Annotated in this window: 15 protein-coding genes; 2 read left to right on the forward strand and 13 right to left on the reverse strand. The window is 35.2% G+C overall.

All coding sequences use genetic code 11. From position 1 onward, the window contains the following. Positions 1-28 precede the first annotated feature (28 nt). The 4 genes from ACIEHO_RS13660 to ACIEHO_RS13675 all read right to left on the reverse strand — a co-directional run bounded on the left by ACIEHO_RS13660 (position 29) and on the right by ACIEHO_RS13675 (position 3,912). Positions 29-1,027 carry an MBL fold metallo-hydrolase gene (locus ACIEHO_RS13660; RefSeq protein WP_406972661.1) on the reverse strand — a complete coding sequence of 333 codons (999 nt, stop codon included), beginning with the start codon at positions 1,025-1,027 and terminating at the stop codon, positions 29-31. A gap of 239 nt (positions 1,028-1,266) precedes the next feature. Then, positions 1,267-1,923 (reverse strand): peptide-methionine (S)-S-oxide reductase MsrA, encoded by a 657-nt coding sequence (gene msrA / locus ACIEHO_RS13665; protein WP_406972663.1) that lies wholly within the window; start codon positions 1,921-1,923, stop codon positions 1,267-1,269. Positions 1,924-2,031: 108 nt separating this feature from the next. After that, positions 2,032-2,814: a zinc ribbon domain-containing protein gene (locus ACIEHO_RS13670; RefSeq protein ID WP_406972665.1), complete on the reverse strand. Its 783-nt coding sequence runs from the start codon at positions 2,812-2,814 to the stop codon at positions 2,032-2,034. A 3-nt stretch (positions 2,815-2,817) separates the two neighbouring features. Beyond that, positions 2,818-3,912 carry a Nif3-like dinuclear metal center hexameric protein gene (locus tag ACIEHO_RS13675; RefSeq protein WP_406972667.1) on the reverse strand — a complete coding sequence of 365 codons (1,095 nt, stop codon included), beginning with the start codon at positions 3,910-3,912 and terminating at the stop codon, positions 2,818-2,820. A gap of 44 nt (positions 3,913-3,956) precedes the next feature. Between ACIEHO_RS13675 and lpxK the strand changes: the two genes are divergently transcribed. Continuing rightward, entirely contained in the window at positions 3,957-4,964 is a 1,008-nt protein-coding gene (gene lpxK / locus ACIEHO_RS13680) for a tetraacyldisaccharide 4'-kinase (protein WP_406972669.1), read from the forward strand. Here lpxK and ACIEHO_RS13685 read toward each other — a convergent pair. The 7 genes from ACIEHO_RS13685 to ACIEHO_RS13715 are packed head-to-tail and all read right to left on the reverse strand — an operon-like array spanning position 4,954 to position 12,244. Then, positions 4,954-7,182: an ATP-binding response regulator gene (locus tag ACIEHO_RS13685; RefSeq protein ID WP_406972671.1), complete on the reverse strand. Its 2,229-nt coding sequence runs from the start codon at positions 7,180-7,182 to the stop codon at positions 4,954-4,956. The genes lpxK and ACIEHO_RS13685 overlap by 11 nt on opposite strands. 36 nt (positions 7,183-7,218) lie before the next feature. Continuing rightward, positions 7,219-8,235: a type I glyceraldehyde-3-phosphate dehydrogenase gene (gap, locus tag ACIEHO_RS13690; protein WP_406972673.1), complete on the reverse strand. Its 1,017-nt coding sequence runs from the start codon at positions 8,233-8,235 to the stop codon at positions 7,219-7,221. Positions 8,236-8,237: 2 nt separating this feature from the next. Then, positions 8,238-9,119 (reverse strand): lipoyl synthase, encoded by an 882-nt coding sequence (gene lipA, locus ACIEHO_RS13695; RefSeq protein WP_406972675.1) that lies wholly within the window; start codon positions 9,117-9,119, stop codon positions 8,238-8,240. Positions 9,120-9,170: 51 nt separating this feature from the next. Further along, positions 9,171-10,385 (reverse strand): Nramp family divalent metal transporter, encoded by a 1,215-nt coding sequence (locus ACIEHO_RS13700; protein ID WP_406972677.1) that lies wholly within the window; start codon positions 10,383-10,385, stop codon positions 9,171-9,173. Then, on the reverse strand, positions 10,385-10,930 hold the full coding sequence (locus ACIEHO_RS13705; RefSeq protein ID WP_406972679.1) for an RNA polymerase sigma factor: 546 nt from the start codon (positions 10,928-10,930) through the stop codon (positions 10,385-10,387). Before ACIEHO_RS13705 ends, ACIEHO_RS13700 begins: the two co-directional genes overlap by 1 nt. Next, positions 10,921-12,033, reverse strand: a complete 1,113-nt coding sequence (locus tag ACIEHO_RS13710) for a glycosyltransferase (RefSeq protein WP_406972681.1) — start codon at positions 12,031-12,033, stop codon at positions 10,921-10,923. The genes ACIEHO_RS13705 and ACIEHO_RS13710 overlap by 10 nt, the downstream gene beginning before the upstream one ends. Before the next feature lie 7 nt (positions 12,034-12,040). Then, a complete protein-coding gene (locus ACIEHO_RS13715) occupies positions 12,041-12,244 on the reverse strand; it encodes a membrane or secreted protein (protein WP_406972683.1) in 204 nt (67 codons plus the stop codon). Positions 12,245-12,397: 153 nt separating this feature from the next. Here ACIEHO_RS13715 and aqpZ point away from each other — a divergent pair, with 153 nt between their 5' ends. Next, positions 12,398-13,084, forward strand: a complete 687-nt coding sequence (aqpZ, locus tag ACIEHO_RS13720) for an aquaporin Z (RefSeq protein WP_406972685.1) — start codon at positions 12,398-12,400, stop codon at positions 13,082-13,084. A gap of 73 nt (positions 13,085-13,157) precedes the next feature. Here aqpZ and ACIEHO_RS13725 read toward each other — a convergent pair whose 3' ends face one another. Both ACIEHO_RS13725 and ACIEHO_RS13730 read right to left on the reverse strand, forming a co-directional pair. After that, positions 13,158-13,952: an anti-sigma factor domain-containing protein gene (locus tag ACIEHO_RS13725; RefSeq protein WP_406972687.1), complete on the reverse strand. Its 795-nt coding sequence runs from the start codon at positions 13,950-13,952 to the stop codon at positions 13,158-13,160. 9 nt (positions 13,953-13,961) lie between these two features. Beyond that, positions 13,962-14,495 (reverse strand): RNA polymerase sigma factor, encoded by a 534-nt coding sequence (locus tag ACIEHO_RS13730; RefSeq protein WP_406972689.1) that lies wholly within the window; start codon positions 14,493-14,495, stop codon positions 13,962-13,964. Between the last annotated feature and the right edge of the window lie 58 nt (positions 14,496-14,553).

Raw genomic sequence — 14,553 nt, forward strand, 5'->3', positions numbered from 1 at the left:
GCCTCTTATAAATTGTTGTGTGTTCGTTTCAAAATTCTAATATTTCTCCTAGTCCTGCAAAAACATAGTCTTTTCCAAAATGGTCTTGTAATATTTTGTAAGCCAAATGTCCCGTGCAATGTGTTGGAGCAACCTTTTTAACCTTTAAGTCTTTTTTTAACCTTATGGTTAATTCAGTTAATGCAGTTCTGTCATAGGGTAATAAATGGTAGCCACCGTAAACCAATTTAATATTGTTTTCAGTATATCTCTTAGTTTCGATAATGATTTTTTCAACTGTACTATGAGAGCAGCCTACGAATAGTACTTCCCCTTCATCAGATTCAAGTGATAAGGAGATTTCATTAAGCCCATTGAACCTTGTATTGGGTGACTCACCGTTTTCATAAGCATCAAGACTTGGGTATTTGTTGAAATAACCCATGTTAGGAGATGTTGTTGCAATTAATTTTATTCCAGAATCGATTTCTGTACTTTCTTTTATGAATTCCACGTTAGCTTTCCAAAATCTCCCAGTCTGATTGAATTGAAAGTCCTTATAATTTCCGCCAAAATATTGCATTCGTTTTTCAAGTGAATCCACTATAGAAGAATCAGTTCCTGAAATATCAAAAGGAATATTTGCTCCCCAGAATATATCAAATGGAAAGTAAATTTTAACATCTGGATTAACTTTTAATAGGTAATCAAAACCATTAATATGGTCAAAATGAGAGTGTGAAGCAATAGCGAAATCAACCTGCCTTAAATCTATATTCAATGATTCCACATTGTTTTTAAAAATATCTGCATTTGTACCACTATCAAATAATATGATTTTCCCTTTATAATTAACGATACATGAAAATCCAAAGTCTTTAATTAAACCATTATAATCATCTCCAAATGCATCATATAGATTAATTATTGTATTTTCTTCAATTGTTCTGTACTCATTTTTGTATTCAACATTTGAACTCTCTTTATTTACTTCTATGCAACTAAATATTACAAGAGCAATACAGCAGATTAATAGAGTTTTATTCATTTTGTGATTATGTTAAAGACATACGACTTAAGGATATGAAAAACGCTTCAATGTTTTACATCCGTCGTTACTGAAACGAGTTCAGCACAGGTAAACGAAGGTAGTTGGAATTTTTCACAAAGTCAAATTATAGAAATCCCATAATCTAATTTTAGACCATGAAATGCTTCGTAATGTTTCATTATCCATTATGAATGCAAGATTAATGAGATTCTGAAACAAGTTCAGAATGACAATGCTCAGTGCTTATCTTTTATAACCTCAGGCATTTTAGCTTTAAACCGATTCAGCCTTGGGATGGATACATTTTTAATATAAGGGTGGTTGGGGTGCTTCTTTTCATAATCTTGATGATAATCTTCCGCTAGCCAAAACTTTTGGAAGGGATATACTTCGGCGGCAATTTTGGCATTTAACTTTTTAGCCAAGGCTTCTTTTTTCTTTAAGATGATTTGCTTTTGCTCATCATTTTGATAAAAAATTATAGAACGGTACTGTGAGCCTCTATCGTTTCCTTGTCCATTAACCTGTGTAACATTCTGCGATGCAAAATACACATCAACCAAGGTTTCAAAACTAACAACTTTCGGGTTATATATAATTTCAACGGCTTCGGCATGGCCCGTTATTCCAGTGTTACTGTCAGCATAAGTTGGGTTTTGGCTATGTCCTCCGGAATATCCGGAAACAGATTCTTTGACGCCTTTAACGCTTTCATAAATAGCTTCGACACACCAAAAACAGCCACTAGCAAAATAGGCTTTGGCTAAACCATTTTCCATGGGAACTTCAACGGGTTCTGCATTGATAACGGCATCTTGTTTTGGGGAGTTTTGTGCCGAGTTGCGGCAGCTAAATAAAAAGATTAGTGTAATTAACGGAATTATAGTTCTCATAGGATGTTTTTATTCTTTTATAAATAGACGAATAAAATTTGAAAACCTTAAATAAAAAAGCCTTCAAAATTAATTTTGAAGGCTTTTTTAAATTGTTTAAAAATGGGACTAGTTTAATTTAGCAAACAGTTTTTTCATTTTTTCTTTTTCTTCTTCGGCTAAAACAGGATCAACCAATATACGACCACTGTGCTCGTCGGTAATTACTTTTTTACGTGAAGCAATCTCAACTTGAACTTGCGGTGGAATGGTAAAGAAAGATCCACCAGAAGCACCTCTTTCAACAGGTACAACGGCCAAGCCATTTTTTACGTTGGTTCTTATTCTGGTATAAGCAGAAACCAAACGCTCCTCAATTTGTTTTTTGTATTCTTCCGATTTATCCAATAAAGCTTGTTCTTCTTTTTCAGTTTCTGCCAAAATATCGTCAAGCTCACCTTTTTTATGTTTTAGGTGGGTTTCACGTTCTTTTAAACGCTCTTTGGTTTCGGCAATAACTTCTTTTTTCTGCTCTATTTGTGCCTTAAACTCTTTTATGTGTTTTTCGGCCAATTCTATTTCAAGCTCTTGGAATTCAACCTCTTTGGTCAACGAGTTGTATTCTCTGTTGTTTCTAACATTTTTTTGTTGCTCGCCGTATTTTTTAATTAAAGCCTTAGACTCTTCAATTAAGTTCTTTTTACCTGCAATATCGTTATCGATTACTTCTAAACTGGCAACAAGTTTTTCTAATCTTATGTTTAACCCAGCTACTTCATCTTCCAAATCACGAACTTCTAAAGGCAGTTCTCCTCGAACATTTCTAATTTCGTCTATGCGAGAATCGATGAGTTGTAAATCGTATAAAGCTCTTAAACGCTCTTCTACAGTTGCTTCTTTCTTTTTAGCCATACTTTAAAAATACTTAACAGGATTGGTATTTGTCTTTGATAAAATGATTGCAAAATTAGGAATTTTTTTTGTAAGATAAGCTACTAAAAGATTTTTTGTGAACTGTTCGCTTTCATAATGACCAATATCGGCTAAAAGAATGTTATTTTCAGCTTGAAAAAAGTCGTGATATTTTAAATCGGCCGTTACAAAGGCATCAGCACCAGCGGCTTTGGCAGCCGATATAGCAAAACTTCCCGAACCACCCAAAACAGCCACTTTCATTATTTTTTTGTTTAAAAACACGGAATGCCGAATACAAGGTGTGCCCATTTTTTCTTTTAAATGGTTCAAAAAATCAGTTTGACTCAATGGTTTTTCGAGTAGCCCTACCATACCAATACCAATATTTTGGTTTTTGTTTTCTAACGTGGTTATTTCGTAAGCAACCTCTTCGTAAGTATGGGTTTTAAATAGCGTTTGAAGTAATTTTTGCTCCAAGTGTTTGGAATAGGTGATGGTGATTTTCGTTTCGGATTCGGTGTGTATTTGCCCTTTTTGTCCTTTTGAAGGGTTGGAGGCCTCATTGCCATTAAAAGTACCATAACCTTCAACGTTAAAGCTGCAATCATCATAGTTGCCAATACTTCCTGCACCTGTCTCAAATAGAGCATTTCTGAGGGTTTCGGCTTCGTCTTTTGGTACGTAGGTGGTGAGTTTTTTTATGGTTTCACTTTGTGGAATTAAAATACGTTTGTTCTCAAGTTCAAGTTTGTTGCAAATCATATCGTTTACACCTTGCTGGGCATTGTCTAGCGCGGTGTGCATGCTGTAAATGGAAATGTCATGTTTAATGGCTTTAATAACAACGCGCTCAACATACGATTTTCCGTTAAGTTTTTTTAATCCTTTAAAAATAATGGGGTGAAAGCTTACAATAAGATTGCAGTTTTCTTCGATAGCTTCATCAACTATCGTTTCAAGGGTGTCTAAAGTTACTAAAACGCCAGTAACCTCGATGTTTTTATCTCCAACTAAAAGGCCAACGTTATCAAAATCTTCGGCATAAGCCAAAGGCGCCAATGCTTCTAAATGGTTTACAACGTCTTGTATAATCATAATAAATTAAGTTTTACTTCAAAGATAAAATAATTACTTTCGCTATGATGAAAATATTACGATACTTACTATTTCCTATTGTTCCCGTTTATTATGCGGTGACTTGGTTGCGGAACAAATTGTACGATTGGGGAGTAAAAAAGTCGGTTTCTTATCCTTTTCCAGTGATTTGCGTTGGAAATTTAAGCGTTGGTGGCACGGGAAAAACACCCATGGTGGAGTATTTAGTCAACTATTTGAAAGATGATTTTAACTTGGCAACGTTAAGTAGAGGGTATAAAAGAAAATCGGAAGGGTTTCAGTTAGCAGATGAACATGCAGCGGCCGAAACTTTGGGTGATGAACCCTTTCAATTTTATAATAAATTTAAAGATGACATTGTAGTAGGTGTTGATGCCGATAGGCAAAATGGCATAAAGCAATTGCAAAATTTTAAAAATGGTTCAGATATTATTTTATTGGATGACGCTTTTCAGCACCGAAAAGTAAAAGCTGGGTTTAATATTTTACTGACTACTTATACCAATCCGTACTTTAAAGATTTAGTTTTACCAACGGGCAATTTGCGGGAACCAAGGGCTGGAGCCAAACGTGCCGATATTATTGTAGTAACCAAATGCCCTGAAAGTATAAGTGAGTCTGAAAAAAAAGATTTTGAAAAAAGCATAGCGCCAAATGTAAATCAGCATGTTTTTTTTAGTTCTATTGCCTATTCTGAAAATGTTGTTAACGACACAGAAAGTTTAAATCTTGATAAATTAAGCAAGTTCACTTTGGTCACAGGAATAGCTAATGCCAAACCATTGGTAAATTATCTGAAGAAAAAGGGCATGAGTTTTGAGCATTTAAATTTTAAAGATCATCACGATTTTAGTCTGCAAGACATTGAAAAGTTTGTTGAACGCGATATAATTATAACTACCGAAAAAGATTTCATGCGGCTAAAACAGATTGCTATCTTAAATGACAAACTTTTTTATTTGCCGATTAAGGCAAAAATTGATAATTGCCAGAAGTTCAACCGACTAATAACTGATTTCGTTAAGCGCTAGGAGTACTGTCTTTCTTGCTAGCCAAAGCGTTGTAAAGTTTTTTCTCAAATTCCTCTTGTTTGAATGGTTTTGGAATTATATCGGTAAAACCAGCCTCTTCAAACTCGTGCATTTTATCTTCAATGGTAACTGCTGTGAGTGCAAAAATGGTAAGTTCTTTGTCAAATGACCGCACTATTTTAGTAGCTTCAATACCGCTGATTCCTGGCATATGGATGTCCATTAAAATAATATTGTAATCATTGGCCTTAATTTGCTCAACGGCATCCTCACCGTTGTCAACAATATCACATTTAAGTTCCATTTTAGTTAAAATCTTCTTGGTAATCATTTGGTTAATTTTATTGTCTTCAACCACCAAAATTTTAACATTACTTAAATCTATTTCGTCTTTGTTGCCATCAAAATAATTGACCTTGTTTTCTTTGGCTTCTTTAATCGTTGTTTTTTCAAGAGGTATTTCAAAGTAGAAGGTAGTGCCGACGTTTAATTCACTTTTCACGTAAATTTTTCCTTTTAAAATATCGATTAAACCTTTTACAATTGATAGGCCTAGACCTGTACCGCCATATTTACGGTTGATTTGAATGGAACCTTGTGAGAAGCTTTCAAACATGTGGTCTTGTTTCTCTTGGCTAATACCAATACCGTTATCTTCAATTTCAAATCGTAGGGTGTAAATTTTGCCTATTTCTTCTATTTTGTAAACCCTTATCCAGATATCACCATCTTTTGTGAATTTTATGGAGTTACCTACCAAATTAATAAGGATTTGAGATATTTTTAATTGGTCTGCAATAAAGTTTTCAGGTAAATCTTTATCGTATTCAAAATGAATCTTAATATTGTTGTCTTCAGCCGAATTATTTAGTGCTAAAATAATATTGTTTATCTTTTTGTTCAGGTTGAATACTTCTGGTTCAACATCTACTTTGTTGGCTTCAATTTTATTGATTTGAAGGATGTCATTAATAAAGGTGAGTAAATAATCACCAGAAAATTTTAACGATTTTAGGTGTTGTACCTGTTCTGGTTTTGGGTTTTCATCCAAAAGCATATTACTTAAACCGGTTACGGCATAAAGCGGCGTTCGCAGCTCGTGGGTTACCGTTGAAAGGAAATTCGCTTTAGTCTTTGAAGCGAGTTCTGCTTTTTCTTTGGCAACAATTAGCTCCGCATTTTTTTTATGGAGCATATTATTGGTTTTTAACCTAATATTATTGTTTTTATAAAGAGATAATGTTAAAAGCGATAAAATAGTAATTAAGGCTACACTCAGAATAGACGTAAGCGTTTGTAAGTTATTGCTGTCTTCAGCCTTTTCAAGTTTTTCGTTCGCCAATTTGTTTTTTTCAATTTCTTCACTTAAAAGATATTGAGCTTCTAAATTACGTGGCGAGCTAATGCGGGTTAAACTTCTTATTGAGTCTGAAAGTGTTATATAAGCACTTAAATAATCTATAGATGTTTTAAAATTTGCGGTATTCTTATAAAGTTTACTTAACACAAAATACCCTTGGTTAAGAACGCTTGTATATTGATTGTCCTTAGCAATTTGAACACCTTCATGAGCTATTTCTAGAGCTCTGTCATTGTAGCCTATTTTTTCTAATACTGTGGCTTGGTGAATAAGGGCCTCACTTAATGTTTTTTTGTAGCCATAGTTTTTGGCTGTAGCAATAGACTGTTCAATAACATTGCGAGCCATTTTATAATTTTTCAGATCTTCGTAAGTCTTTCCTTCTTGTAATAGTGTTTCGGCCAGATATTCATTAAGCCCTTCTTCTTCAAACTTGGATTTTGCAGCCGTATAAGAGTCGAGTGCAGAGTAATATTTTTTTTTTGCTAAATATACATCACCAAATGTTTTATAAGAATGACCTAGATTCCTATTATCGTTTATTATTCTTTGAATTTCAATGGCTTTATTCAAAGACTTAACAGCTTTCTCTTTTTCATTAATAATGAGTTGGATTCGACCTTTTAAAGCATAGACCATTCCAATACTCACCTTGTTATCTGCTTCTATGGCTAATTTTAAAGCCTCGTCTAAGTTTTTCTGTGCTTTAAAATAGTTGAAGTTCTCTAACTCGGCTTGCGATTCAGCAATGCGATAGTTAATGTTATTTAGTGCCAGTTCAGGGTCATTATCAATCGTTTGTTGAGATAATCCGCTCACACTAAACAGTAAAGCTATTATATAAATGTAGTTCTTCATTTGGGGCTTTATTCGAAACTATAGCGACAAATATAATTATTTTATCGATAAAAAGCACTTTTTTTCCGATAAATTGCGTATTAAATCAATTATTCGACTTGAATAGCCAGTTTCGTTGTCGTACCATCCTATGATTTTCACCATGTTTCCGATGACCGACGTCATTTCTGCATCAAAAATGCAGGAGTGCCTATTTCCAACAATATCAACTGAAACTATGGGCGCCTCTGTGTACTCAATAATATTCTTGTAATGGTCATTTGAAGCCTCTTTAAAGGCTCCGTTAATGCCTTCAATTGTAACGGGCTTTTTTACATTAAAGGTTATATCTGTTAAAGAGCCATTAATAACCGGAACACGAATACCACAGCCCCCGATTACATCAGATAGATTAGGGAAAATTTTCGTTAGTGCTTTTGCTGCTCCAGTAGTAGTGGGCACAATAGATTGTCCGGCTGCTCTTGAACGCCGCAAATCACGATGGGGCTGGTCGTGAAGACTTTGATCCGTAGTATAGGAATGCACAGTTGTAATATAGGCTTGGTCAATACCGCAAAATTTATTGATAATATCAATCATTGGGGCGGCGTTGTTTGTGGTGCACGATGCATTAGATATGATGGTTTCAGTGCCCTCAATTAAATGGTCGTTGACACCCATAACAATGGTTTTTATATCGTCTTCAACTGGAGGTACACTTAATATAACCTGCTTAGCTCCATTTTTAATATGGTGTGTTAAAATGGAAGATGTTTTAAACTTTCCGGTAGATTCTATAACGAAATCTACATCGTAAGGCTTCCAATTGATGTCTTTTGGATGCGAGTGGTTTAATAAGGGTATATTTTCATTGTTAACCAAAATATGCTTACCATCGTACGAAACATCACCGTTAAAAATCCCATGTACACTGTCGTATTTTAATAGATGGCTTAGTGTTTTGGTGTCGGCCAAATCGTTAATTGCAACAACTTTTATGTTGTCGTAATTTTGAAGAATCCTAAAGACACGTCTGCCAATTCTACCAAATCCGCTAATGGCAACCTTGATCATGGCTAATTAATATGTTTTTGAGCTTTGTAAGATGAACGTACCAAAGCACTGCTTTCTACATGACGAAAACCTAAATCTAACCCAATTTCTTCGTATTCCTTAAATTGGTCGGGTGTAATAAATTGTTTTACGGGCAAGTGCTTTTTACTTGGTTGGAGGTATTGGCCAATAGTTACCACATCCACATCATTTTCCTTTAGGTCGTGAAGGGTTTCAATAACTTCTTCACGAGTTTCGCCCAAACCTAGCATGATACCAGATTTTGTGCGTCGTTGCCCTTGAGCTTTTAAATATTTTAACACGCCCATACTACGATCGTACTGAGCTTGTATTCTAACTTCACGGGTTAATCGGCGTACAGTTTCAATATTGTGCGATACGACTTCGGGAGCCACATCAATAATTCGGTCAATATGTTTTTCTATGCCTTGAAAATCAGGAACTAAAGTTTCTAGAGTTGTTTCATGATTCATTCGCCTAACCGCTTTAACTGTTTCGGCCCACATGATACTACCCATATCTTTTAAGTCATCACGGTCTACACTGGTTAGAACGGCATGTTTTATTTTCATTATTTTTATGGAACGTGCTACTTTTTCGGGTTCATCCCAATCAACAGTTTCTGGGCGTCCTGTTTTTACACCGCAAAATCCGCAAGATCGCGTGCAAACATTTCCCAAAATCATAAACGTGGCCGTTCCTTCTCCCCAGCATTCGCCCATATTGGGGCAGCTTCCAGAAGTGCAAATCGTATTTAGCTTGTATTTATCAACCAATCCACGTAATTCGGTATACTTTTTTCCCGTTGGAAGTTTTACTCGGAGCCATTTGGGTTTTGTTTTACGTTCTTCTGGCAATATATTTGAAGCAGTATCTGTATTCATATCTTTAAGAAAAATAGGAAGCAAAGATACGAAGTATTCTTTTAAATGAACCTATAGGATGCTAAGATACCAAATGCTGAAACCTATTAAAAAAACAATGCCCATTATGCTTAAAAGATGCATTTGTTTTGATGGTCGCCAAGCTTTGGGCGTATGCTTGCTGGAAATTAATTTGTAATTGATTATAGCGTAAAAAGGAGCCGTAATAAACGAGAGTATAGTCGCTATTTGGATCAGGAATCCCATTTCTGAAGCTAAAAAAACAAAAATGCAAATGGTTCCTGTAGAAAGTAAAGCAATCCAAAAGGTGTAGTTGAACTTTGATGCGTTTTTAAAAAGCAGTTCTGTGGTTTTTTCCATGGCGCGAGGCGAGGCATCTAATGTAGTAAGTGTCGTGCTAAACATGGTTGTAAAAGCAGCAATACCAATAACAATGTAAGCCCAATCGCCAAGATTAGTCGTGTACATGCTAATTAGTTGCTTAGAAAACACGGTAGCAGATACACTAAATGTTTCACCGCTGTTGAACATAACTAAAGAGCCCAAAAGGACAAACCCGATACCCAAAAGAATAGTGCCAAAGTAACCCACGTTAAAATCGAATAATGCTGATGTGGTGGTATAGTTTTTGGTATCTTTATTCTTTTCTATCGCCCATAGCGATTGCCATACGGACACATCGAGTGGAGCGGGCATCCACCCCATAAAAGCAATTAAAAAGCCTATTTCCAAAGCATTTTCAGGGAGTACTTGTTGCAACGAAATAGGTTCGGAATTGTTAAGTAATGCAATACTTACTGCGGCAATAGTACTTATGGTTAGCGTTATGATTATGATTTTCATTAGCCTGTCTAATAGCTTATATTTTCCCATTACTAAAAGCAATAAACAGATTATAATAATGACGACGGTCCAAGTTTTTATACCAATAAAATTACCAAATAGTGTAGAAGCAAGACCTGCAGTAACAATCGTTACACCGGCCTGAATAGTAAAAATAGTGGCCAAGTTGAGTATAAAGTATAGCATTAAAATGCCTTTACCCAATTTTTTGTAACCGTCCAATAAGCTTTCCCCTGTTGCCGTTGCATACCGAGGGCCGAACTGAAAGAACGGATATTTAAACAGGTGCACCAAAAGCAGTGCCCAAAGTAACCCAAGACCAAAATCGGCGCCAGATCGGGTAGATTGCACTAAATGTGAAACACCTATTGCTGCACCAGCAAATAACAACCCTGGGCCGAGATTTTTTAGTTTAGCAATCATTATTTGTTTCTAATAATTTCTGCAAGTAGCTTTTTTGCACGAAGCAGTTTTACTTTAACATTATTTATTGGTTCGTCCAATTCTTTTGAAATTTCCTTATAGCTCAATTCTTGAAAATATCGCAAGTTGATTATTTCTTGATAATGCGGTTTTAACTGCTTTATGTCGCGCAACAGTTTGGCTAAATGTTGTTCGGTTATTAATTTGTCTTCAGGTGAAGGTGACTCGTCTAAAACTTGAAAAACCTCGCGGTCATCTTGCGAAATAACCTGGTCAATCGTATTCTTTTCTTTCCGAAGTAAATCAATATGAATGTTTTTTGAGATGGTAATCAGCCAAGTTTTAAAGGTGTATTTTTCTTTGAAAGTCTCAATTCTATCGAATGCTTTCGAGAAGGTTTGAATGGTAATATCTTCGGCATCGTTCTCATTTTGGGTGCGTTTTAGTTGAAAACCATAAACATCGTCCCAATATAAATCCAATAAAAAGTTGAACGCTTTCTGGTCGTTTTTTTTGGCACGTTTAATGGCTTCGGTTATTTCCAATGGTTGGGTTTTGAGATGAGATTGTTTATAAATATAGCCATTTGCGCGATAATTAGAAAAATTTCAAGAAAAGGCAATAAAAATAGCAAATCAATTTCGTTAAGCTTTTTGAAAGATAAACCCAAAACGAGGTATTGAACCATAATTCGGGTTAAGAAGAGCCCTAAAACAATTGGCCAATTGTATAGAGTTGTGAGTAAAAAAAAAGTAAACAACCAAAACGAAAGGTTTGAAACGTACTGAAGCGCCAATATTATTTTATGTTTTGTTTTGTAATGATGCGCTGTGGAGACATGGCGTCTTTTTTGAAAAAACCATGCTTTGAACGTGGTTTTTGGCGTCGATTCCGTAAAGCTTTCCTTGGAAACGCATATCGTTGTATTGTCGTTTGTAGCTACGTGGTTTATAAATAAATCGTCATCACCAGATTGTACTTTAATGTGTTTAATAAACCCATTGACCTTAAAAAACTCATTTTTTACATACGCCAAGTTACGCCCAACACCCATGTAAGGCATGCCATTGAGTGCAAACGAAAAATAATTTACCGCTGTAATTAGGGTTTCAAACCGAATGACTTTATTGAGGAAGGAATTTTTAATTTTCGCATAGGCACCGTAGCCTAAAACAAGTGTTTTTTTATTGCTGAAGTGCGAAGCCATTTCTTTTAACCAAAGGTTCGATACAGGTTTGCAATCGGCATCAGTGAAAACTAAATGTTCGTATTTTGAAGCTTTTATACCTAAAGTGAGCGCATATTTTTTATTACCCCAAAAGGCCTCAATACTTTTAACATCAACAATTTTTATATTGTCATGAAGTTTTGAAAATGCTTGCATAACATCTAAAGTTTCATCTTTTGATGAGTCGTTAATCAAAACAATTTCAAAATTAGGAAAATCTTGTTCGATTACAGAAGGCAGAAAACGTTTTAGGTTTTCTGCTTCATTTTTGGCGCAAATAATGATTGAAACAGGTACATTTTTAAAACGTGCTTTTTTCAGTTTGGAAAACGCGAATTTCCCAGAAATAAAGACGTAAAAAATAATTTGAATTACAACTACAACAATAAATGCGCAGTAAACAAAACCAAGAAGGCCCATGAGCTAGTTACGAATGTTGTGGTTCATTACATTCACTAAACTGGTCGGGTGTTTTTCCACAAAAACCACATGCATCCCCGTCCTTATTTAACATTGGGTTTTGGCTTGCGCAAGTACCGGCAAATTTACCGTCTTTTTTTGCCCAAATTTTAATAGCAATTCCCGCTACACCTAATGCTAATAAAGCTATGGTTATTAAAAGAAGTTTCATCTATTCTTGTTTATTTATGCAAAGATAAGAGTTTTACAGATAAATTTTTAGAAGAACATAGCTAAATAGAAATTGTGACCGATTTTTATATAGGTGTCTAATAGTTAATTGATTACATTTATGCAATACTAACTAATAAAAAACTATTTAATCATGAAAAAATTATTTGCAGAGTTTTTCGGAACATTTTGGCTTGTTTTTGGGGGTTGTGGAAGCGCTATTTTTGCGGCAGGCTACCCGGGTTTAGGTATTGGCTTTGTGGGTGTAGCTTTAGCATTTGGTCTTACCGTATTAACTATGGCTTATGCTGTGGGACACATTTCTGGAGCGCATTTTAATCCTGCTGTGTCATTCGGTTTATGGGCTGGTGGAAAATTCTCGGGCAAGGATTTGATTGGTTACATTATCGCCCAGGTTATAGGAGCTATAGCGGCTGCAGGGGTGTTGTATGTTATCGTTTCAGGAAAGTCAGATTTTGTTGATATTGGCGGTTTTGCAGCCAATGGCTATGGTGAATTGTCTCCCGGAGGTTTTAGTATGACATCGGTATTAATTACCGAGTTTTTGTTGACCATGTTTTTTCTATTGATTATTTTAGGAAGTACCTATGTAAAAGCGCCGGAAGGTTTTGCGGGCGTAGCTATTGGTTTGGCCTTAACGTTAATTCATTTAATAAGTATTCCTATTTCAAATACATCAGTGAATCCTGCGCGCTCTACTAGCCAAGCGTTGTTTGCAGGTGGAGAGTTTACTGCACAATTATGGCTGTTTTGGTTGGCTCCTATAGCGGGAGCGATTGTGGCTGGATTTATCCATAAGGCTTTATTTTCTAAAGCATAAATGTCTTATTGCCTAAATAAAAAAAGCCTCATTTTAAATTAAAATGAGGCTTATTGAGATTATTGCTATTAATCTATTGTAAATCAATTTCTGCAACCGAATTTTCGGTTGATGCTACATTATTACCGCCTTTTGGTTCTATGGTAATATTTAAACCAAGGACGTCTTCCATATAAGGGATATTTCTAAGTTTGCGATCGGCTTTATTTAAAATCCCCAAACTTACCATCTTACCTTGTAATTCTGCCCAAATTTGGTAACAATGCTCTTCTGGCAGTTCGGGTAAAGACACCACATCAATCATCGATGTTTTTTCTTTGGCATTAATATATGCAACGGTTTTAAGGTCTTTTGCCCGTTCGTTTCCTTTAATAATGTATTTTTCGGTTTCAGGGTTGTTGAGCTTTAAAAGCTGACGCATAACATTGTCTAACATTTCGTTGTTTTTTGCTATATCGCTTCTTAAATCAAAAAGTTCGTCAACAACAACCTGATTCTCTTTTGCCAGTTTTTGGCCGTGGTTATAAAATATATAAGACGTACCGGCAAAAAGTAATGCGGCTACACTCGCAGCAATACTGAATTTGTACCATTTTTTATACTTATAGGACCTTTTTGTATTTAATCTTACAACAGGTGTATCATCAAGTTCATCTAAAATATTATTTAAGATGCTTTTGGGAACTTCAACCGCATTGACTTTTGCAACCACTTCTAGGTTGTGTTGCAATGTGTTGTAGGCATTCTGTACTTCTGGGTATTTTGAAATAAAAGATTCCACTTTTTCTGTTTCGGCAGAAGAAGTTTCTCCTAGTAGATATTTTTCTAATAGGCCAGAATTTAAAAAAGTAGTTATTTTCGCATTCATGACGTTTTTTTATTGAGGATCGTAGATTTTTTTTAATTCTCGCAATCCAATTTTTAATCTTGATTTAATAGTTCCCAACGGTATATCCAGTTCGTCACTGGCTTCTTGTTGTGTCATGCCCTCAAAAAAGAGAGCATTTAAAACTATTTGGTATTTTTCATCTAAACTACTCAGGTGTTTTTTTATATCTAGAACATCCTGATTTAACTCACTGGAGTTTAATTTATATACGTTTGAAGTTTCAATTTGGACTTCCTTGCCGCTTTTGTTTTTTTGCGATCTTACCTTATCAATGGCAGTATTGTAGGCAATCCGATAAAGCCAGGTAAAAAGTTTAGCTTTGGATGCATCATATTTTTTGGAGTACCTCCATATTTTTACAAAACTTTCCTGAAGCACGTCTTGAGCCGTATCTTCGTCTGAAATAACCTTTTGAATAACACCGAAAAGGGCGTCAGCATAATACTCGTACAAAAGTTTTATGGCTTTTTTGTCGCCATTTTGTAGTAGAGAAACTATTTCTTTTTCAATTGCTGAAATCAATGTCGACTAGTTTAGTGAATATGGATAATTACGATTTGTAAAACCAAAGTTAGACATT

Origin of the sequence: Flavisericum labens, from assembly GCF_045446075.1 — a bacterium.
GTDB classification, from domain to species: domain Bacteria; phylum Bacteroidota; class Bacteroidia; order Flavobacteriales; family Flavobacteriaceae; genus Flavisericum; species Flavisericum labens.